This window comes from Klebsiella sp. 7-CIP_Kleb. (assembly GCF_050378655.1).
In the GTDB taxonomy this organism is placed as follows: domain Bacteria; phylum Pseudomonadota; class Gammaproteobacteria; order Enterobacterales; family Enterobacteriaceae; genus Klebsiella; species Klebsiella quasipneumoniae.
In genome coordinates this window covers 401,954-423,758 of sequence record NZ_JBNRLJ010000002.1, presented here as the reverse complement: position 1 = coordinate 423,758, position 21,805 = coordinate 401,954, and the positions used below count along the sequence as shown (strand labels likewise).

Below are 21,805 nucleotides of genomic sequence, written 5' to 3'. Positions count from 1 at the left end.
CCGAGCGCGTGAGGAGAAAAGGTGTTTCTGATACAACTTAAAGGGAGATTGATTTAGCGCAAAATTGGCGGCAGGAAGTCTGCCGCCAGCGCCTACTCAGGCGGCAAAAAAGGCGATCAGGATCGGGACCAGCAGGCTCAGCAGAAAACCGTGTACGATGGCGGCAGGGACGATCTCCACGCCGCCGGAACGCTGCAGCACCGGTAAGGTGAAGTCCATGGAGGTGGCGCCGCACAGACCCAGCGCCGTGGAGCGGCTTCGGCGAATCAGGCCCGGAATTAACATGATGGCCAGCAGCTCGCGGCACAGGTCGTTAAAGAACGCCGCGCTGCCGATTACCGGGCCAAAGGATTCGGTCAGTAAAATACCGGAGAGTGAATACCAGCCGAAGCCGCTGGCCATCGCCAGACCGGTCTTTAGCGGCAAATCCAGAATAAAGGCGTTGAGGATGCCGCCGAGTAATGAACTGATCGTGACCACCACGGCGACGATCATTCCCCGGCGGTTAAGGACTATTTGTCGCAGACTCATTCCATTATTGCGTAATTGAATACCGACGAGGAACAGGAGAAAGATCAGCGTATATTCGCTGGCTTCGGTGGCGTGTTGTAAAAAAGGCAGGCCGGTCAGGCCAAGCAAAAAACCGAGGACCACCACCCCGCACAGCTGGAGTGATTCCAGGGCCATGGCCAGGCGCGAGGGTAATTTCTCCTGACGATGCAGACTGCGCCAGGGCATTTTTCTTTCCAGCCACAGCAGAGCGGTAATATTACACAGTAAAATGATGACCACGCTCACCGCGGCGTAATGCAATATCGCCAGCAGATTGCTGGCCAGATTGTCGAGAAACGCCAGGCTGATACCCATAAAAAAGAGGATCACATAGACAATCCAGCTCAGCATCCGGTGAATCAGTTTTAGCGCAGAGGAGTGACGAAGAGGCAGTAAATAGCCGACGACCAGCGGCAACAGAATGATGAACAGTCCCGAGAACATGAACGACGCAGCCCTTGCATGATGAGAATAGCGCTCATGACACTACCCAAATAGCCGGGCCGAGTAAAGCTGTCGCCAGAAAGAAAAAGCCCGGAGACCCGGGCTTTAGAAAGGATTAATCGCGTTTTTCCAGCAGAGTGCGGTACAGCACGCCGCCAAGGATCCCGCCGACGATCGGCATGACCCAGAACAGCCACAGCTGCTGCAGCGCCCAACCGCCCTGGAAAATCGCCACCGCGGTGCTGCGCGCCGGGTTGACGGAAGTGTTGGTGACCGGAATGCTGATTAAATGGATGAGAGTCAGCGCCAGGCCGATAGCGATCGGCGCGAAGCCCGCAGGCGCGTGCGTGTTTGTCGGTCGCGCCATGGATAACCAGCAGGAAGCCGCAGGTCAGTACGATTTCAATAACGATAGCCGACAGCATAGAGAAGCCGCCCGGGGAGTGTTCGCCATAGCCGTTTGAGGCAAAGCCGCTGGCGGCGGCATCAAAGCCGGCTTTACCGCTGGCCACCACGTACAGCACCGCGGCGGCAATAATTCCGCCGACGACCTGGGCGATAATATAGCCAATGACCTCTTTCGCCGGGAAACGACCACCGGCCCACAGGCCTAAGGTTACCGCCGGGTTGAAATGACCGCCGGAAATATGGCCAACCGCATACGCCATGGTTAATACGGTTAAACCAAATGCCAGCGCCACGCCGGCAAAACCGATACCCAACTCGGGAAATGCTGCGGCAAGTACGGCGCTACCGCAGCCGCCAAATACAAGCCAGAAGGTGCCGAAGCATTCGGCTGCTAATTTTCTGAACATAACCACCTCAATTTAAATGTATACGCGCACGAGCGGACCGTGCCGGTCTTTATTTATCGTGATAAGGGACGACGATAAAAATAAAGCGGCGTTATTCTAGAGATAATCGCCATCCCAGAGCCAGTTAAATATATTGATATTATTTGATTTAGGGCAAGGTGAAGGGATTGCGTTTGCCAGTTTAACTCTTCCTATATCCATCCAAGATTATCAATAGTGTAGAACATAACGTCTGAAATAAAACTATTTTGTTTGATGAATAATCAATAGCCGTTAATAGACGATAAGTGCGTAATTTTATGAATATATTTAATCTCCAGAATAGGATGCGCAGAGGTGATTAAGCGGAGTGTCATCTTGCCGCCGCCCTCGCTATACTGTTGATTACTGAAGGAGAGTGGTGGTGTAGCGGAGGGGATATGCTTCTTGAGCGCGTAGAAATCGTCGGTTTTCGCGGTATCAATCGTCTGTCGTTGATGCTGGAGCAAAATAACGTCCTGATCGGGGAGAACGCGTGGGGGAAGTCCAGTCTGCTTGATGCGCTGACCCTGCTTTTGTCGCCAGAGTTCGATCTTTATCACTTTGTTCGCGATGACTTCTGGTTCCCCGCGGGCGACATCCAGGGACGCGAGCACCATTTGCATATTATTCTGACCTTTCGTGAAACCGAGCCGGGGCGCCATCGGGTGCGGCGTTTCCGTCCGCTTCAGCGCTGTTGGGTGCCCTGTGATGACGGCTATCACCGGGTCTTCTACCGCCTGGAAGGCGAACTCGCCGATGACGACAGCGTGATGACCCTGCGCAGTTTTATCGATGGCGAAGGCGAAGCGCTGGTGCTGGAGGATATCGATGAGCTGGCCAGACACCTGGTGCGTTTGATGCCGGTGCTGCGCCTGCGCGACGCGCGCTTTATGCGGCGCATTCATAACGGAACGGTACCGCACTCGCCGCAGATTGAGATCACCGCCCGCCAGCTGGATTTTCTGTCCCGCGAACTGGTCAGCCACCCGCAAAATTTATCCGACGGTCAGATCCGTCAGGGGTTGTCGGCCATGGTGCAGCTGCTGGAGCATTACTTTGCCGAGCAAAGCAGCGCCCAGACGCGACATCGCCTGATGCGTCGACGTTCCCATGATGAGCAGCGTAGCTGGCGTTACCTGGATATTATCAACCGGATGATCGACAAGCCCGGCGGGCGCAGCCATCGGGTGATCCTGCTGGGGCTATTTGCTACCCTGCTGCAGGCGAAAGGGACGGTGCGCCTCGATCGCGACGCGCGGCCGCTGCTGTTGATTGAGGATCCCGAGACCCGCCTGCACCCGATCATGCTCTCCGTCGCCTGGCATCTGCTGAATTTGCTGCCGTTGCAGCGTGTGACCACCACCAACTCCGGAGAGCTGCTGTCCCTGACGCCGGTGGAGCAGGTTTGTCGGCTGGTGCGTGAATCGGCGCGGGTGTCGGCATGGCGGCTGGGGCCGGGCGGAATGAATGCCGAAGAGAGTCGACGCATTGCCTTTCACATCCGCTTCAATCGCGCCTCATCGCTCTTCGCCCGCTGTTGGCTGCTGGTGGAGGGGGAGACGGAAACCTGGGTTATCAACGAGCTGGCCCGCCAGTGCGGCCATCATTTTGATGCTGAAGGGGTGAAAGTGATTGAATTCGCCCAGTCGGGCCTGAAGCCATTGATCAAATTCGCCCGCCGGATGGGGATCCAGTGGCACGTGCTGGTGGATGGCGATGAGGCAGGAAAAAAATATGCCGCGACCGTACGCGGTCTGCTGAATAACGATCGCGAGCTGGAGCGCGACCATCTGACCGCTCTGCCGGCGCTGGATATGGAACACTTTATGTATCGTCAGGGATTTGATGACGTTTACCACCGGGTGGCGCAGATCCCGGATAATGTGCCCATGAATATGCGGCGGGTGATCACCAAGGCCATCCATCGCTCATCCAAGCCGGACCTGGCGATTGAGGTGGCAATGGAAGCCGGCCGCCGTGGGGTGGACGCTGTGCCGACGCTGCTGAAAAAAATGTTCTCGCGGGTACTGTGGCTGGCCCGCGGTCGCGCTGATTAATCTCTTCGCCGTCGGGAATTTCGGCGGCGCAAAGCTCTCCGGCAGCTAAACAAAACATCATTGGCGCGAAAAATGGGTGTCCTGTTGCCGACGGGTTTCGATAGAATCTCCGCCTGGAGCGGCAGGGAAACAGCAGGAATCGGAATATGAAAGTTAAGGGAAAACGCAGGACCGTCTGGTGGCTGTTGGCGATCGTTGTGCTGGGTCTGGCTGTCTGGGGATGGCGGATCCTCAATGCGCCGCTACCGCACTACCAGACGCTGGTGGTGCGCAAAGGCGATCTCCAGCAGAGCGTGCTGGCCACCGGCAAGCTGGATGCCCTGCGAAAAGTTGACGTCGGCGCCCAGGTCAGCGGACAGCTGAAGACGCTGCACGTGAATATCGGCGATAAGGTCAAAAAGGACCAACTGCTGGGGGTTATCGATCCTGAGCAGGCGCAAAACCAGATCAAAGAGGTGGAGGCAACGTTGATGGAGCTGCGCGCCCAGCTCAATCAGGCGCGCGCGGAGAGTAAGCTGGCGCAGGTGACCCTGGCCCGTCAGCAGCAGCTGGCGCAGCGCCAGCTGGTCTCGCGACAAGACCTCGATACCGCGGCCACCGACCTGGCGGTGAAACAGGCGCAAATCGGCACCATTGAAGCGCAAATTAAGCGCAACCAGGCAACGCTCGACACGGCGAAGACCAACCTCGACTACACGCGGATCCTGGCGCCGATGGCTGGTGAAGTGACGCAAATTACTACCCTGCAGGGACAGACGGTGATCGCTGCCCAGCAGGCGCCGAACATTCTGACCCTGGCGGACCTCAGCACCATGCTGGTGAAAGCGCAGGTCTCCGAAGCGGATGTCATCCACCTCAGACCGGGACAAAAGGCGTGGTTTACCGTGCTGGGCGACCCGCTAACTCGCTATGAAGGCAAGCTGAAGGACATTCTGCCGACGCCGGAAAAAGTCAACGACGCCATCTTCTATTATGCCCGCTTCGAGGTCCCGAACCCGCAGGGAATTCTGCGCCTCGACATGACCGCGCAGGTGCATATCCAACTGGCCGAGGTGAAGAACGTGATCACCATCCCGCTGAGCGCCCTGGGTGATGCGGTCGGTGATAACCGCTACCACGTCCGGCTGTTGCGTACCGGCGAGGTCAAAGAGCGTGAGATTGTCATTGGCGCGCGCAATGATACCGACGTCGCGGTGGTGCAGGGACTTGAAGAGGGGGATGAGGTGATCGTCGGCGAGAGCGCGAGCGGGGCGGCAAAATGACGGCCCTGCTCGAGCTGCGTGATATTCGTCGCAGCTATCCTTCCGGCGACGGCAGCGTTGAGGTCCTCAAGGGGATCACCCTCAGTATCCATGCCGGGGAGATGGTGGCGATCGTGGGCGCCTCCGGCTCGGGAAAATCGACGCTGATGAATATCCTTGGCTGCCTCGACAAACCCACCAGCGGCACCTATCGGGTGGCGGGAACCGATATCGCGCAGCTGGATGGCGATGCGCTGGCCCGTCTGCGGCGGGAACACTTTGGCTTTATCTTTCAACGCTACCATCTGCTGTCCCATCTGACCGCCGCGCAGAACGTCGAAGTGCCGGCGGTGTATGCCGGCAGTGAACGGCGGGCGCGCCTGGCGCGCGCGCATGAGCTGCTGGCGCGCCTGGGGCTTGGCGATCGCGCCGACTATCAGCCGTCGCAGCTGTCCGGCGGCCAACAGCAGCGGGTCAGTATCGCCCGCGCCCTGATGAACGGTGGGGAAGTGATCCTCGCCGATGAGCCCACCGGCGCGCTGGACAGCCATTCCGGCGAAGAGGTGATGGCGATCCTGCACCAGCTGAAAGCGCAGGGGCACACGGTCATCATTGTCACTCACGATCCGCAGGTCGCCGCTCAGGCGGAGCGGATCGTCGAGATCCGCGATGGCGAAATCGTCCGCAACCCGTCCGCCAGCCGCCAGGGCGGCGGACTGCGCGCCCGTCCGCAGGCGGAGCCTTCGGCGTGGCGTCAGTTTACCAGCGGCTTTCGCGAAGCGCTGGTGATGGCCTGGAGAGCGATGGCGGCGAATAAAATGCGTACCCTGCTGACCATGCTCGGCATTATTATCGGTATTGCCTCGGTGGTGTCGATCGTGGTGGTGGGCGATGCCGCCAAGCAGATGGTGCTGGCAGATATTCGCGCCATCGGCACCAATACCATTGATGTGTATCCTGGTAAGGATTTTGGCGACGACGACCCGCGCTATCAGCAGGCGCTGAAGTATGACGATTTGCTGGCGATCCAGAAGCAGCCGTGGGTGCGCTCCGCCACGCCGGCGGTTTCAAAAAGCCTGCGCCTGCGCGCCAACAATATTGACGTTGCCGCCAGTGCGGAGGGGGTCGGTCCACAGTATTTTAATGTCTACGGCATGACCTTCAGCGAGGGCAATACCTTTAATGAACTGCAGCTCAACAGCCGGGCTCAGGTGGTGGTGCTCGACAGCAATACCCGTCGCCAGCTGTTTCCCAATAAAGCGAAAGTGGTGGGCGAGGTGATCCTGGTGGGTAATATGCCGGCCACGGTGATTGGCGTTGCGGATGAAAAGCAGTCGATGTTCGGCAGCAGCAAAATTCTCCGCGTCTGGTTGCCCTACACCACCATGGCGGGAAGAGTAATGGGCCAGTCGTGGCTGAACTCCATCACTGTGCGCGTTCATGAAGGCTACGACAGTGAAACCGCAGAGAAACAGCTGCTGCGTCTGCTGGAGCTGCGGCATGGTAAAAAAGATGTATTCACCTGGAATATGGACAGCGTCTTGAAAACCGCCGAAAGGACCACACATACCTTACAGCTGTTCCTGACATTGGTGGCGGTGATTGCCCTGGTGGTCGGCGGGATTGGCGTAATGAATATTATGCTGGTGTCGGTGACCGAACGGACGCGGGAGATCGGCATCCGCATGGCGGTTGGCGCGCGGGCCAGCGATGTGCTGCAGCAGTTTCTCATCGAGGCGGTGCTGGTTTGCCTGGTCGGCGGTGCGCTGGGGGTGACGTTGTCGCTGATGATCGCGTTTATTCTGCAACTGTTTCTCCCGGGCTGGGAGATCGGTTTTTCGCCGCTGGCGCTGGTGACGGCGTTTCTCTGTTCGACGTTAACCGGGGTGCTGTTTGGCTGGCTGCCGGCGCGCAATGCGGCGCGGCTCGATCCGGTGGATGCCCTGGCGCGGGAGTAGTCGGGATGAGAAATAAAAATGCCAGTCAGAAGGACTGGCATTTTATTAGCAGGATGTACACAATGAAGCAAAAGAGTTATGCAGCCGTTTCCGCTTCCACAGGGACGATCACGCTGGCGTGGTTGCCTTTTGGCCCCTGGTGAACATCAAACCGAACGGCTTGTCCGGCTTTTAGCGTTCTGTAACCATCCATCTGGATGGTGGAGTAATGGGCGAAAATGTCTTCGCCGCCGCCCTCAGGGCAGATAAAACCGAACCCTTTGGCATTGTTGAACCACTTAACAGTACCCATTTCCATACTTCGACATCCTTCGTAAATCTTTATTAGTAAGATGGAATGAACCGGTGGTGGAGTGACGAGTTGTTCAATTGCTCGCCAACTCTCGCCACTACAATTTAGAGAAATACGAAAACGCGTCAAGCGATTGAGGAGGGGGAACGGCGAAAAATGCGTCAAAATTTGAAGCAGTTAACGCTATTGCCGGGGAATGTGACAGCCGTCGCGGATAGAAGCGATAGATGATAGTTATCTATGATCTGTTGTAGATTTGTGATGAGCATAACCTCTGGTCATCGACAGGCCTCCGCCTGTTGGCAACAGCAACCGATGATGAACACTGACGATGAGTAAGAGAGATTGGCTGGACTTCGAGCACCTGGTTGACGACGAAGTTCGTGATGCGATTAAACCGCCATCTATGTATAAAGTGATATTGGTCAATGATGACTACACTCCAATGGAGTTTGTTATTGACGTGTTACAAAAATTCTTTTCTTATGATGTTGAACGTGCAACGCAACTGATGCTCACGGTTCACTATGAAGGTAAGGCGATTTGTGGCGTGTTTACCGCGGAAGTGGCGGAGACCAAAGTCGCTATGGTGAATCAGTACGCGAGGGAGAACGAGCATCCATTGCTGTGTACGCTGGAAAAAGCCTGAATTCAGGCATGAAAATTGGGGGAGGTGCCTATGCTCAATCAAGAACTGGAACTCAGTTTAAATATGGCTTTCGCCAGAGCGCGCGAGCACCGTCATGAGTTTATGACCGTCGAGCACTTGCTGCTGGCTCTGCTAAGCAACCCCTCGGCCCGTGAGGCCCTGGAAGCGTGTTCAGTGGACCTGGTGGCATTGCGTCAGGAACTTGAAGCCTTCATCGAACAAACCACACCCGTCCTGCCAGCCACGGAAGAAGAGCGCGACACCCAGCCGACGCTGAGCTTCCAGCGTGTGCTGCAGCGCGCCGTTTTCCACGTGCAATCTTCTGGCCGCAGCGAAGTGACCGGCGCCAACGTGCTGGTGGCCATTTTCAGCGAGCAGGAGTCGCAGGCCGCCTACCTGCTGCGTAAACATGAAGTGAGCCGACTCGATGTGGTGAACTTCATTTCTCATGGTACACGCAAAGATGAGCCGAGCCAGTCTTCCGATAACAGCGGAAGCCAGCCTGGCAATGAAGAGCAAGCCGGCGGGGAGGAACGTATGGAAAACTTCACCACCAACCTCAATCAGCTTGCTCGCGTTGGCGGCATCGATCCCCTGATCGGCCGTGAAAAAGAGCTGGAGCGCGCCATTCAGGTGCTGTGCCGTCGGCGTAAAAATAACCCGCTGCTGGTGGGGGAATCCGGCGTCGGTAAAACCGCCATCGCCGAAGGCCTTGCCTGGCGTATTGTGCAGGGCGATGTGCCGGAAGTCATGGCTGACTGCACCATCTACTCGCTTGATATTGGTTCTCTGCTGGCCGGGACGAAATACCGTGGCGATTTTGAAAAACGCTTTAAAGCGTTGCTGAAACAGCTGGAGCAGGATACCAACAGCATCCTGTTCATTGATGAGATCCACACCATCATCGGTGCGGGAGCGGCGTCTGGCGGCCAGGTCGATGCGGCTAACCTGATCAAACCGCTGCTTTCCAGCGGCAAGATCCGGGTGATTGGCTCCACCACTTACCAGGAGTTCAGCAACATCTTTGAAAAAGATCGTGCGCTGGCCCGCCGTTTCCAGAAAATCGATATTACCGAACCGTCGGTGGAAGAGACCGTCCAGATTATCAACGGCCTGAAGCCGAAGTACGAAGCGCACCACGATGTGCGTTATACCGCCAAGGCGGTGCGTGCGGCGGTTGAGCTGGCGGTGAAATACATTAACGATCGCCATCTACCGGATAAGGCGATTGACGTAATTGACGAGGCGGGGGCGCGGGCGCGCTTAATGCCGGTCAGCAAGCGTAAGAAAACGGTCAATGTGGCGGATATCGAGTCCGTGGTGGCGCGCATTGCGCGGATCCCTGAGAAGAGCGTCTCCCGCAGCGATCGCGATACGCTGAAAAACCTTGGCGATCGACTGAAAATGCTGGTCTTTGGTCAGGATAAGGCCATCGAGGCGCTGACGGAAGCCATCAAGATGGCGCGCGCCGGGCTGGGCCATGAGCACAAGCCGGTGGGTTCATTCCTGTTCGCCGGGCCGACCGGGGTGGGGAAAACCGAAGTGACCGTGCAGCTGGCGAAGGCGCTGGGTATTGAGCTGCTGCGTTTTGATATGTCCGAATATATGGAACGTCATACCGTCAGTCGTTTAATCGGGGCGCCTCCGGGCTACGTCGGCTTCGACCAGGGCGGGCTGCTGACCGATGCGGTGATTAAACATCCGCATGCGGTGCTGCTGCTCGATGAGATCGAAAAAGCGCATCCGGACGTGTTCAACCTGCTGCTGCAGGTGATGGACAACGGCACGCTGACCGATAACAACGGACGTAAAGCGGACTTCCGCAACGTGGTGCTGGTGATGACCACCAACGCCGGGGTGCGGGAAACCGAGCGTAAATCGATTGGCCTTATCCAGCAGGACAACAGTCCGGACGCAATGGATGAGATCAAGAAGATCTTTACGCCGGAGTTCCGTAACCGTCTCGACAACATCATCTGGTTCGATCACCTCTCCACCACGGTGATCCATCAGGTTGTCGACAAGTTTATCGTCGAGCTGCAGGTTCAGCTGGATCAGAAAGGCGTCTCCCTGGAAGTCAGCCAGGAAGCGCGCGACTGGCTGGCGGAAAAAGGCTACGACCGGGCAATGGGGGCACGTCCAATGGGACGCGTCATTCAGGACAACCTGAAAAAACCGCTGGCGAACGAGCTGCTGTTTGGCTCGCTGGTCGACGGCGGGCAGGTGACGGTCTCTCTGGACAGCGCGAAAAATACGCTGACCTACGACTTCCAGAGCGCGCCGAAGCACAAACCGGAAGCCGCCCATTAAGGCGATATCTTCAATGTAAAAAACCGGCCAGGGGCCGGTTTTTTTTTGCCTGCTGGCGGTAGAAATGAAAAGACCGGGAATTATCCCGGCCTTCAGCATCTGACGCCTTAAGGGCGAAAACAATCAGCGACTACGGAAGACAATGCGGCCTTTGCTCAGGTCGTACGGGGTCAGCTCAACAGTCACTTTGTCGCCCGTCAGAATGCGGATGTAGTTTTTACGCATTTTACCGGAGATATGCGCGGTTACCACGTGACCGTTTTCCAGTTCTACGCGGAACATAGTGTTAGGCAACGTTTCAAGTACGGTGCCCTGCATTTCAATATTGTCTTCTTTGGCCATCTAGTCCTCTGGGGTATCACTACCGTAGTTTTGAACCGGCAAGATAATGCCGAAGTTCATCATGTAAGTAAAGTTTTACGTGTCTACCCTGAATCATTCACCTTGCCGCAAGGCGCGCAGTCAGCACGCCGGCAATGGAAATATGACGGGTATGAATCGCCGAAGTAGTTTTGGCGCATTGCCCGGGACACACACGGCCATGCCGCGTGACAGGCGCAAACGTAAAGGGGAGTGACAGAACGATGGGCGTTATCTGACTCTTATTATTCCCAAACGGCGGCGGGGCAACAGGCAGAAGCTACTCTACCGCGCAATTATACCATCCTGACGCAAAATGTGCTGAAAACATTTTATTGTCCGCCCGGAAATAGCACCCGCGGTACCCAAAATCGCTCGGGCAGACGGTAGCCGCGTAATACTGACAGATAGTCCAGATAATCGCGGCGGGGAATATCCACCGCGCCTAATGATGCGGTATGGTTGTTCAGCACCTGACAGTCAATTAATTTACCGCCGCTCTGCGCAAAGTCCTGGCAAAATACCAGCAGCGCGGTTTTGGAGGCATTTTCCGCCCGGCTGAACATCGACTCGCCGCAAAACAGCGCCCCCTGTGCCACGCCGTACATTCCCCCCACCAGAGTATTCTCCTGCCAGACTTCAATGGAGTGGGCATGCCCCAGCTCATGCAGCTGGTGGTAGGCGCGAACGATGCTGCTGGTTATCCAGGTGCCTTCGTCACGATCGCTGGCGCAGCCCTCTATCACCTCGCCAAAGGCGTGATTGAGCGTGACGCGGTAGGGCGAACGCTGATGAAAGCGCTTCATGCTGCGGCTGAGATGGAACTGTTCCGGCCAGAGCACCGCGCGGGGATCGGGCGACCACCAGAGGATCGGGTCGCCGGGGGAAAACCAGGGAAAAATACCACGCTGATAGGCCATCAGCAGGCGCGCGGGGCTCAGATCGCCGCCGAGCGCCAGCAGGCCGTTAGGTTCACGCAGGGCGCCTTCCGGAGAAGGGAAGGCGATAGAATGCCGGGAGAGCTGAACCAGACGCATTTTAACCTCAATACGCATCAGCAAAAATTAGATAATAGCCTACAGACGCTGTTTAAACTGGAAGTACCGGCCCTGTTTAGCGAGCAGCTCCGCGTGACTACCTTGCTCAATTATCTGGCCGTTGTCCATGACTATTATCTGATTAAAACGCGCCAGGCCTCGCAGGCGGTGGGTGACCATCAGCACGGTTTTCTCGCGTAAGACTTCCGCCAGCAGATGCAGGATCTGGCTTTCGGTGGCCGCATCCAGACCTTCTGTCGGTTCGTCCAGCAGCATCAGCGGCGCATCGTGGAGCAGCGCGCGGGCAATGGCCAGCCGGCGCAGTTCGCCGCCGGAAAGCTGGCGTCCGCCTTCGCCCAGCCAGCCGTTGAGTCCGCCATCTTCCAGCAGTTTTTCCAGGCCTACCTTCTCAAGGGTGGCGCAGAGCAGAGTGTCATCAGCCTCAGGCGCCGCCAGCAGCAGGTTGTCGCGCAGGGTGGCGCTGAACAGGTGCACGCGCTGCGGTACCACGCTCATTGACTGCCGCAGGGTGGCTTCGCTGAGCCCGGACAGCGGCTGATCGTTGAGCAATATTTCACCCTGTGTCGGATCCCATGCGCGGGTGAGTAACTGCAACAGCGTCGACTTTCCGCAGCCGGTTCGGCCAAGAATAGCAATATGTTCCCCGGCGGCAATCTGCAGGGAGATGTTCTCCAGAGCGGGGGAGGGCTGCTGCGGGTAGCGGAAGGTGACCTGCCTGAAATCTAAGGCCACCTGCGCAGGCTTGCAGGCCTCGCCCTCGACGAAGGAGACTTCCGGCTGCTGGTCAGTGATCTGCGAGATCCGCAGCGCGGAGGCGATCACCTGACCTAAATGCTGGAAAGCGCCGGTGACGGGCGCCAGGGCTTCGAAAGCCGCCAGGGCGCAGAAGACGAACAGGGCGATCAGCGCCCCGGGCTGACTGTTGCCGCCGACGCCATCTGAGGCCAGCCAGAGCATGGCCACCACGGCGATACCGCCGATCAACAGCATCAGCGCCTGCGAAAGCGCGGTCAGCTCGGCCTGGCGACGCTGCGCCTCCTGCCAACTGAGCTCGGTCTTTTCCATTTGCGCGCGATAGCGGTCGCTGGCGTTAAACACCATCAGCTCCGCCTGGCCCTGCAGCCAGGCGGTAAGCTGTTGCCGATACTGGCCGCGCAGCTGGGTCATACTCTCTCCGGCCGGTTTACCGGCGCGATAGAACAGCGGCGGCATAACCAGCAGGGTCACCAGCATGATACCGCCGAGCGTTAGCGCGAGGGTGACATCGAGCAGGCTTAATCCGCAGGTCACCACCACAATCACCACCAGCGCGCCGACCAGCGGCGAAATGACCCGCAGGTAGAGATGATCCAGGGTGTCGACGTCGGCTACCACGCGGTTGAGCAGTTCACCCTGGCGAAAGCGCGCCAGCCCCGCCGGAGAGAGGGGGAGTAGTTTGCTGAAGGTGAAGACGCGCAGGTGCTGTAGCACGCGGAAGGTGGCGTCGTGGCTGACCAGACGCTCGAAGTAGCGTCCGGCGGTCCGGATAATCGCTGCGCCGCGGACGCCCGCGGCGGGCAGCATATAGTTAAAACTGTAGATCCCGGCGACGCCCACCACCGCAGAGGCGGAGAGAAACCAGCCGGAGAGCGTCAGCAGGCCGATACTGGCCAGCAGGGTCACAATAGCCAGTACGATGCCGAGCAGCAGCATCCATTTGTGGCGTTTGTACAGTGCCAGATAGGGTAAGAGCGCGCGCATTTAAATCTCCTCCTGACGATGGGCCAGCAGCGCCGAGAAGACCCCGCCGGCGCGGGCCAGCGTGGCGTAGTCGCCTTGTTCGATAATCTGTCCGTCCTGCATCACCCAGACGGCATCCCAGTCCGCCAGTCCCTCAAGCTGATGGGTAACCAGCAGCGTGGTTTGCTGGGTCGAGGCGTGGGTCAATGCCTGCATGACCCGTTGTTCGCTATGGGCGTCGAGGCTGGCGGCGGGTTCATCCAGCAGCAGCAGGCGGCACGGCACCAACAGCGCGCGGGCGACCGCGATACGCTGCGCCTGGCCGACCGACAGACGGCCCGCCTGATCGCCCACGGCGGTATGGATCCCATCCGGCAGCAGAGCGATAAACTCGCTCACCCAGGCCTTGTCCAGCGCCAGTCGAAGCTGGGCATCGCTGGCTTCCGGCCACGCCAGCAGCACATTTTCCCGCAGCGTGGCGGCAGGAAGCTGGGGATTCTGCCCCACCCAACTTAACAGGCGACGCCAGCGATCGGCGTCCAGCTCTCGCAGCTCCACGCCATTGACCTTCAGCGAACCCTCATAGGGCAAAAAGCCGAGCAGGGTGTTCAGCAGTGAACTTTTCCCTGAGCCGCTCTGCCCCACCAGCACCACCCGCGCGCCTGCAGGCAGTGAAAAGGTCAGCGGCCCGGCGAGGACTTTCCCTTCGGGAGATTTAATCAGCAGATCGCGCGCTTCCACGCCAATCAGATCGTTGTCATTTAAGGTTTTTTCGCCACGCTCCACCTGGGTCAGCGGGGTTTCCATAAACGTTTTCAGACTGTCCGCAGCGCCGACGGCCTGGGCTTTGGCATGGTAGAAGGTGCCCAGGTCACGTAATGGCTGGAAAAACTCCGGGGCGAGGATCAGCGTCAGGAAGCCCGCCATCAGCGTGACGCCCGCGCCATAGTGGCCGAAGTTAAGCTCGCCAAGGTATGAGAAGCCGAAATAAACCGCTACCAGCGCAATGGAGAGCGAGGTGAAAAATTCCAGTACCCCGGAGGAGAGGAACGCCAGGCGCAGGACTTCCATGGTGCGTTGGCGAAAATCCTGCGAGGCGTCGCGAATATTATCCGTTTCGGCCTGACCGCGGTGAAAAATACGCAAGGTTTCCATGCCGCGCAGGCGGTCGAGGAAGTGGCCGCTGAGGCGGGCCAGCGCCTGGAAATTACGCCGGTTGGCATCGGCGGCGCCCATCCCAACCAGGGCCATGAACAAGGGGATCAGCGGCGCAGTGCCGAGGAGGATCAGCGCGGCGGCCCAGTTTATCGGGAAAATAGTGATGACGATCAGCAGCGGCACGCAGGCCGCCAGCGTCATTTGCGGCAGGTAGCGGGCATAATAGTCATGCATATCGTCGATCTGCTCGAGGATAAGCGTAGCCCAGCTGCCAGCCGGTTTGCCCTGGATCCACGCCGGGCCCGCCTGCTGGAGGCGGTCGAGCACCTGGCGGCGAATTTCATAGCGAATATGCTGCCCGGCCTGAAAGCCGACCCGTTCACGCAGCCAGACCACCCAGGCGCGCAGCACAAAGGTCAGCACCAGCAGGGTTAGCGGCAGCAGCAGGGCGGTCGCAGGAATATTCTCCATCACCATCCGATGCAGGATCCGCGCCAGGAACCAGGCCTGCGCCACGATCAGCAGACCGCTCGCCACGCCAAGGAGGCGGGAAATCATCAACCAGCGACGGGAGATAATGCTTTGCTGTTTTAACCAGCGGGTTAACTCTTGTTGACGGGTTTTATTCATTGCGCGCTTTGCAGGTGTCGTTATCGGAATATTGGGCACGGCAATGTTACATCGCGGCAAAAATAAAGGCGACTTTTCGTCGCCTTCTTTACCTTTGTTACTGACTTGTAAAGATTATTTGCAGGCGTCAGCCAGACCGTCGAGGTAACGTTCAGCGTCCAGCGCCGCCATGCAGCCGGTGCCGGCGGAGGTGATAGCCTGACGATAAATATGGTCCATCACATCGCCGGCGGCGAACACGCCCGGGATGCTGGTCTGGGTCGCATTGCCATGGATACCGGACTGCACTTTGATGTAGCCGTTCTCCAGCTCCAGCTGACCTTCAAAGATGGCGGTGTTCGGGCTGTGGCCGATGGCGACAAACAGACCGGCTACTTCCAGGGACTCGACGTTGTCGCTGTTTTTGGTATCGCGCAGACGCAGGCCGCTGACGCCCATCTGGTCGCCGGTCACCTCTTCGAGGGTGCGATCGGTATGCAGCACGATGTTGCCGCTTTCCACTTTGTCCATCAGGCGTTTGATGAGGATTTTTTCCGCACGGAAGGAATCGCGACGGTGGATAAGGTGTACCTCAGAGGCGATGTTTGACAGATACAGAGCCTCTTCAACCGCGGTGTTGCCGCCGCCGATCACCGCCACTTTCTGGTTGCGATAGAAGAATCCGTCACAGGTGGCGCAGGCGGAAACGCCGCGGCCCTTGAAGGCTTCTTCGGAAGGCAGGCCCAGGTAACGGGCGGAAGCGCCGGTGGCGATAATCAACGCGTCACAGGTGTATTCGCCGCTGTCGCCGGTCAGACGGAACGGCCGGTTTTGCAGATCGACGCGGCTGATATGGTCGAAAATAATCTCGGTTTCAAATTTCGTGGCATGCTCGTGCATGCGCTCCATCAGCAGCGGACCGGTCAAATCGTTCGGATCGCCTGGCCAGTTTTCCACTTCCGTCGTGGTGGTCAGCTGACCGCCTTTTTCCATCCCGGTGATCAGCACCGGCTGCAGGTTGGCGCGTGCGGCATAGACCGCCGCGGTGTATCCCGCAGGTCCAGAACCAAGGATAAGCAGTTTACTGTGTTTGGCTGTGCCCATGAGATCCCCATAATAATTGGCATACATTGGGCTGGGATTGTAGGGAATTTGTTGTCGTAAAAAAAGAGCGCAGCGATTTTGTTAACGATGTGTGCAATAGAAGCGGCCGATGAATTGGCGATTTTCCCGGCAAGGAATATAACTATTTCTACTGTTGGCGGGACAATTATAAGACGAAAAAATGAGAATCAACCAGGGTAGATGATGAATATCTGGCATCTTGTACTAAAAATCGATGTTTTGCTTTGACAATCCCCTGTGCTTTTGCGAAAACATTCAAGGAAGAAGAAAAGCAGTATTTGGCGTGCGGCGAATTTTCATGCACGCAAATGCCATTTTTATCCGGGTTAACGAAATCTACGCATGGTGTGGACAGACGCCATGCGTGATGTCGGTGACTGCCGTCAGGCAACGGGCTTCTCACGTACCCCTGGGTTACCCAATGTCGTACGGGTAATAACAGGATGGGCTCTGGCAGTGAAGGCACAGAGCCGGAACAGGAGTAGGGAAGGAATACAGAGAGACAATAATAATGGTAGATAGCAAGAAGCGCCCTGGCAAAGATCTCGACCGCATTGATCGTAACATCCTGAATGAATTGCAAAAAGATGGGCGAATTTCTAACGTCGAGCTTTCTAAACGGGTGGGACTTTCTCCGACGCCTTGCCTTGAGCGTGTGCGTCGTCTTGAAAGACAGGGTTTTATTCAGGGCTATACGGCGCTGCTCAACCCGCATTATCTGGATGCATCACTTCTGGTATTTGTTGAGATTACTCTGAATCGTGGCGCACCGGATGTGTTTGAGCAATTTAACGCCGCAGTGCAAAAACTTGAAGAAATTCAAGAGTGTCATCTGGTTTCCGGTGATTTCGACTATCTGTTGAAAACCCGCGTACCGGATATGTCAGCGTATCGTAAATTACTGGGCGAGACCTTGCTGCGCCTGCCGGGCGTTAACGACACCCGTACCTATGTGGTAATGGAAGAAGTCAAGCAAAGTAATCGTCTGGTTATTAAGACGCGCTAACACGGAACAGGTGCAAACTCGACGTAGTTTGATTACACTCCTGTTAATCCATACAGCAACAGTGCCGGGGAGACCCGGCGCTGTTGTCCGTTTTAGCAGCAGGCAGGAAACAGCCTGATACCTGGAGAGCCTTTCTTGAGCCAGGAATACACCGAAGACAAAGAAGTCAAACTTACCAAACTCAGCAGCGGGCGCCGACTCCTCGAGGCGATGCTCATCCTTTGCTCCCTCTTCGCCATCTGGCTGATGGCGGCATTACTGAGCTTTAACCCCTCGGACCCAAGCTGGTCGCAAACGGCATGGCATGAGCCTATCCATAATTTAGGCGGCGCCCCCGGCGCGTGGCTTGCCGATACCCTCTTTTTCATTTTTGGCGTCATGGCCTACACCATCCCGGTGATCATCATCGGCGGATGCTGGTTTGCCTGGCGGCATCAGGAAAATGACGAATATATTGATTATTTCGCCGTTTCGCTGCGCCTCATCGGTGCGTTAGCCCTGATCCTGACCTCCTGCGGTCTAGCGGCGATTAACGCCGATGATATCTGGTACTTCGCCTCTGGCGGGGTGATTGGCAGCCTGCTGAGCACCACCCTGCAACCGCTGCTGCACAGCAGCGGCGGCACCATCGCGCTGTTGTGCATCTGGGCGGCCGGCCTGACGCTGTTTACCGGCTGGTCGTGGGTCAGCATTGCGGAAAAACTGGGCGGCGGCATCCTGTCCGTGCTCACCTTTGCCAGCAATCGTACCCGTCGGGATGATACCTGGGTCGATGAAGGCGAATACGAAGACGACGATGAAGAGTACGACGACGAAGAGGCGGCAACCCCCCAGGAGTCGCGTCGCGCCCGTATCTTGCGCAGCGCACTGGCGCGGCGTAAACGTCTCGCTGAGAAGTTTACCAACCCCATGGGGCGTAAAACCGACGCGGCGCTTTTCTCCGGCAAACGGATGGATGACGGGGAAGAGGCAGTGCAGTACAGCGCCAGCGGTGCGCCTGTTGCCGCCGACGATGTACTGTTTTCCGGCGCCAGCGCCGCGCGTCCCGCAGAGAATGATGTGTTGTTCTCCGGCGCCAGCGCCGCGCGCCCGGGCGATTTCGACCCTTACGATCCGTTGCTGAACGGCCAGAGTATCGCTGAGCCGGTGGGCGCGGCGGCGGCGGCCACTGCCGCGCCGCAGCCGTGGGCCGAATCACCGGCTGGTCATCAGGGCGCTGCGCCGGTTTATCAGCCGGAAGCTGGTTACCCGCCGCAGCTCTACCAGCCAGAGCCGGCACCGTATCAGCAGCCTGCTTATGCTCCTCATGCCGGTCAGCCGGCACCGCAGGCGTATCAGCCTGAGCCTGCGCCGTATCAGCAGCCGGTTTACGATCCGTATGCCGGCCAGCCTGCGCCGCAGGGGTATCAACCCGAGCCTGCGCCGTATCAGCAGCCGGTTTACGATCCGCATGCCGGTCAGCCTGCGCCGCAGGCGTATCAGCTTGAGCCTGCGCCGTATCAGCAGCCGGTTTACGATCCGCATGCCGTCCAGCCTGCGCCGCAGGGGTATCAGCCAGAGCCGGCGCCGTATCAGCAGTCGGTTTACGATCCACATGTTGCTCAGCCTGCGCCGCAGGGGTATCAGCCAGAGCCGGCGCCGTATCAGCAGCCGGTTTACGATCCGCATGCTGTCCAGCCTGCGCCGCAGGGGTATCAACCCGAGCCTGCGCCGTATCAGCAGCCGGCTTACGATCCGCATGCCGGTCAGCCTGCGCCGCAGGCGTATCAGCCTGAGCCCGCGCCGGTACCTGCCGCGCAGCCAGAGCCTGAGGTCGTGCAGGAAGAAGTGAAACGTCCGCCGCTCTATTATTTCGAGGAAGTGGAAGAGAAGCGGGCGCGCGAACGCGAGCTGCTGGCTTCCTGGTATCAGCCTATTCCGGAGCCGGAAAGTCCGATCGCCACCAAACCGCTGACGCCGCCCGCCTCGCCGTCCAAACCGCCCGTGGAGTCAACCGTAGTTTCTGCGGTGGCGGCAGGAGTGCATCAGGCAACGGCTGCCAGCGGCGGCGCAGCCGCTGCGAAGACGGCGACCGCCGCGTCCGCAGCGACAGCGCCATTGTTCAGCCCGGCCTCCAGCGGACCGCGGGTCCAGGTGAAAGAGGGCATTGGTCCAAAACTACCGCGGCCAAATCGCGTTCGCGTCCCGACGCGTCGGGAACTGGCCTCCTACGGCATCAAGCTACCGTCGCAGCGGGAAGCTGAACAGCGCGCGCGGCAGGCCGAGCGCGACCCCCATTATGATGATGAGCTGCTCTCGGATGAGGAAGCGGATGCTATGGAGCAGGATGAGCTGGCTCGCCAGTTCGCCGCCACTCAACAGCAGCGCTATGGCCATCGCTGGGAAGACGATAACGCGACTGATGACGATGACGCCGATGCCGCGGCGGAAGCGGAGCTGGCGCGCCAGTTTGCCGCCACCCAGCAGCAGCGCTACGCCTCCGAGCAGCCGCCGGGCGCTAATCCGTTCTCGCCGGCGGATTATGAATTCTCGCCGATGAAAACGCTGGTCAAAGAGGGTCCGAGCGAGCCGCTGTTTACGCCGACACCGGAAGTACAGCCGCAGCAGCCAGCCCAGCACTATCAACAACCGGCCGCCGCTCCGCAGCAGGGTTATCAACCTGCGCAGCACCAGCCGGTACACCCTCAGCCAGTGCCGCAGCAGCCTTACCAGACTGCGACGCAGCCCGTGCAGCCGCAACAGCCGGTTGCCCCGCAGGGGCACCAGCCTGCCGCGCCTGCGCCGCAGGAGAGCCTGATCCACCCGCTGCTGATGCGCAATGGCGATAGTCGACCGCTGCAAAAGCCGACAACGCCGCTGCCGTCGCTGGATCTGCTCACGCCGCCGCCCAGTGAAGTCGAGCCGGTCGATACCTTTGCTCTTGAGCAGATGGCACGACTGGTGGAAGCGCGACTCGCCGACTTCCGCATTAAAGCGGATGTGGTGAACTACTCGCCGGGGCCGGTGATCACCCGTTTCGAACTGAATCTGGCGCCTGGCGTCAAAGCGGCGCGAATCTCTAACCTGTCACGGGATCTGGCGCGTTCGCTGTCCACGGTCGCCGTGCGCGTGGTGGAAGTGATCCCGGGTAAACCGTATGTCGGGCTTGAGCTGCCGAATAAAAAGCGCCAGACCGTCTACCTGCGTGAAGTGCTCGACAACAGCAAGTTCCGTGATAACCCGTCGCCGCTGACCGTGGTGCTGGGTAAAGACATCGCCGGCGATCCGGTGGTGGCCGATCTGGCGAAAATGCCGCACCTGCTGGTGGCCGGTACCACCGGTTCCGGTAAGTCAGTCGGCGTCAACGCCATGATCCTCAGCATGCTCTACAAGGCGCAGCCGGAAGATGTGCGTTTCATTATGATCGACCCGAAAATGCTCGAGCTGTCGGTCTACGAAGGTATTCCGCATCTGCTGACGGAAGTGGTCACCGACATGAAAGACGCCGCCAATGCGCTGCGCTGGAGCGTCAACGAGATGGAGCGTCGCTACAAGCTAATGTCGGCGCTGGGCGTACGAAATCTGGCGGGCTATAACGAGAAGATTGCTGAAGCGGCACGCATGGGCCGTCCGATCCCGGATCCATACTGGAAGCCAGGCGACAGTATGGACGCGGTGCACCCGGTACTGGAAAAGCTACCGTACATAGTGGTGCTGGTGGACGAATTCGCCGACCTGATGATGACCGTCGGTAAGAAGGTGGAAGAGCTGATCGCTCGCCTGGCGCAGAAAGCGCGTGCGGCGGGGATCCACCTGGTGCTGGCGACGCAGCGTCCGTCGGTGGATGTCATTACCGGTCTGATTAAGGCCAACATTCCGACGCGTATCGCCTTTACCGTGTCGAGTAAAATTGACTCGCGTACCATTCTCGATCAGGGCGGTGCGGAATCGCTGCTCGGGATGGGGGATATGCTCTACTCCGGGCCGAACTCCACCACGCCGGTGCGCGTCCATGGGGCGTTTGTTCGCGACCAGGAAGTCCACGCTGTGGTTCAGGACTGGAAAGCCCGCGGTCGTCCGCAGTATGTTGACGGCATTACCTCCGACAGCGAAAGCGAAGGCGGCGGCGGCGGTTTCGACGGCGGTGAAGAGCTGGATCCACTGTTCGATCAGGCGGTCAGCTTTGTGACCGAGAAGCGTAAAGCGTCGATTTCCGGGGTGCAGCGCCAGTTCCGCATTGGCTATAACCGTGCCGCGCGTATCATCGAACAGATGGAAGCGCAGGGCATTGTCAGCGAGCAGGGCCATAACGGTAACCGCGAAGTGCTGGCGCCGCCGCCCTTTGAATGAGTGCAAAGTTGGGTAAATAAGCGCAAAATCAGCCAATTCTTCTGTCCCGCCGCCGTCGGCGGTCCTACATTAGGGGCAGAAGAGGCTCCCGCGTCGGGAGTG

14 protein-coding genes and 1 pseudogene are annotated in these 21,805 nt (G+C 58.5%); 7 read left to right on the top strand and 8 right to left on the bottom strand.

Features of this window, described 5'->3' with window-relative positions; genetic code table 11:
- Nucleotides 1-96: 96 nt before the first annotated feature.
- Nucleotides 97-996: a lysine exporter LysO family protein gene (locus ACQUTI_RS09640; protein ID WP_004201354.1), complete on the bottom strand. Its 900-nt coding sequence runs from the start codon at nt 994-996 to the stop codon at nt 97-99.
- 115 nt (nt 997-1,111) lie between these two features.
- Nucleotides 1,112-1,811, bottom strand: a pseudogene (gene aqpZ, locus ACQUTI_RS09635) (aquaporin Z).
- A 419-nt stretch (nt 1,812-2,230) separates the two neighbouring features.
- On the opposite strand from aqpZ, the gene ACQUTI_RS09630 reads away from it, so the two are divergent.
- The 3 genes from ACQUTI_RS09630 to macB all read left to right on the top strand — a co-directional run bounded on the left by ACQUTI_RS09630 (nt 2,231) and on the right by macB (nt 7,088).
- A complete protein-coding gene (locus tag ACQUTI_RS09630) occupies nt 2,231-3,889 on the top strand; it encodes an ATP-dependent endonuclease (RefSeq protein WP_048323524.1) in 1,659 nt (552 codons plus the stop codon).
- A gap of 146 nt (nt 3,890-4,035) precedes the next feature.
- A complete protein-coding gene (macA, locus tag ACQUTI_RS09625; RefSeq protein ID WP_004201357.1) occupies nt 4,036-5,151 on the top strand; it encodes a macrolide transporter subunit MacA in 1,116 nt (371 codons plus the stop codon).
- Nucleotides 5,148-7,088, top strand: a complete 1,941-nt coding sequence (gene macB, locus ACQUTI_RS09620; RefSeq protein WP_186602216.1) for a macrolide ABC transporter ATP-binding protein/permease MacB — start codon at nt 5,148-5,150, stop codon at nt 7,086-7,088. The genes macA and macB overlap by 4 nt, the downstream gene beginning before the upstream one ends.
- A 76-nt stretch (nt 7,089-7,164) precedes the next feature.
- Here the strand turns inward: macB and cspD are convergent, their stop codons facing one another.
- The gene (cspD, locus tag ACQUTI_RS09615; RefSeq protein WP_002896516.1) at nt 7,165-7,386 is read right to left on the bottom strand and encodes a cold shock-like protein CspD; all 222 of its coding nucleotides are present in this window, start codon (nt 7,384-7,386) and stop codon (nt 7,165-7,167) included.
- 325 nt (nt 7,387-7,711) lie between these two features.
- On the opposite strand from cspD, the gene clpS reads away from it, so the two are divergent.
- Together clpS and clpA are read left to right on the top strand one after the other, a co-directional pair.
- Nucleotides 7,712-8,029: an ATP-dependent Clp protease adapter ClpS gene (gene clpS, locus ACQUTI_RS09610; protein ID WP_002896520.1), complete on the top strand. Its 318-nt coding sequence runs from the start codon at nt 7,712-7,714 to the stop codon at nt 8,027-8,029.
- Nucleotides 8,030-8,059: 30 nt separating this feature from the next.
- Nucleotides 8,060-10,339 carry an ATP-dependent Clp protease ATP-binding subunit ClpA gene (clpA, locus tag ACQUTI_RS09605; RefSeq protein WP_004201360.1) on the top strand — a complete coding sequence of 760 codons (2,280 nt, stop codon included), beginning with the start codon at nt 8,060-8,062 and terminating at the stop codon, nt 10,337-10,339.
- Between the two features lie 123 nt (nt 10,340-10,462).
- Here clpA and infA read toward each other — a convergent pair whose 3' ends face one another.
- The 5 genes from infA to trxB form a co-directional block, all read right to left on the bottom strand.
- Nucleotides 10,463-10,681, bottom strand: coding sequence for a translation initiation factor IF-1 (gene infA / locus ACQUTI_RS09600; RefSeq protein WP_001040187.1), 219 nt, complete (start codon nt 10,679-10,681; stop codon nt 10,463-10,465).
- 350 nt (nt 10,682-11,031) lie between these two features.
- Nucleotides 11,032-11,736 carry a leucyl/phenylalanyl-tRNA--protein transferase gene (aat, locus tag ACQUTI_RS09595; protein ID WP_017899435.1) on the bottom strand — a complete coding sequence of 235 codons (705 nt, stop codon included), beginning with the start codon at nt 11,734-11,736 and terminating at the stop codon, nt 11,032-11,034.
- Between the two features lie 39 nt (nt 11,737-11,775).
- Nucleotides 11,776-13,497, bottom strand: a complete 1,722-nt coding sequence (cydC, locus tag ACQUTI_RS09590; protein ID WP_017899436.1) for a heme ABC transporter ATP-binding protein/permease CydC — start codon at nt 13,495-13,497, stop codon at nt 11,776-11,778.
- A complete protein-coding gene (gene cydD, locus ACQUTI_RS09585; protein WP_017899437.1) occupies nt 13,498-15,264 on the bottom strand; it encodes a heme ABC transporter permease/ATP-binding protein CydD in 1,767 nt (588 codons plus the stop codon).
- A gap of 114 nt (nt 15,265-15,378) precedes the next feature.
- The gene (gene trxB, locus ACQUTI_RS09580; protein ID WP_004201366.1) at nt 15,379-16,347 is read right to left on the bottom strand and encodes a thioredoxin-disulfide reductase; all 969 of its coding nucleotides are present in this window, start codon (nt 16,345-16,347) and stop codon (nt 15,379-15,381) included.
- 532 nt (nt 16,348-16,879) lie between these two features.
- On the opposite strand from trxB, the gene lrp reads away from it, so the two are divergent.
- Nucleotides 16,880-17,374, top strand: coding sequence for a leucine-responsive transcriptional regulator Lrp (gene lrp / locus ACQUTI_RS09575; protein WP_000228469.1), 495 nt, complete (start codon nt 16,880-16,882; stop codon nt 17,372-17,374).
- A 135-nt stretch (nt 17,375-17,509) separates the two neighbouring features.
- On the top strand, nt 17,510-21,703 hold the full coding sequence (ftsK, locus tag ACQUTI_RS09570) for a DNA translocase FtsK (RefSeq protein WP_428923246.1): 4,194 nt from the start codon (nt 17,510-17,512) through the stop codon (nt 21,701-21,703).
- Nucleotides 21,704-21,805: the final 102 nt, after the last annotated feature.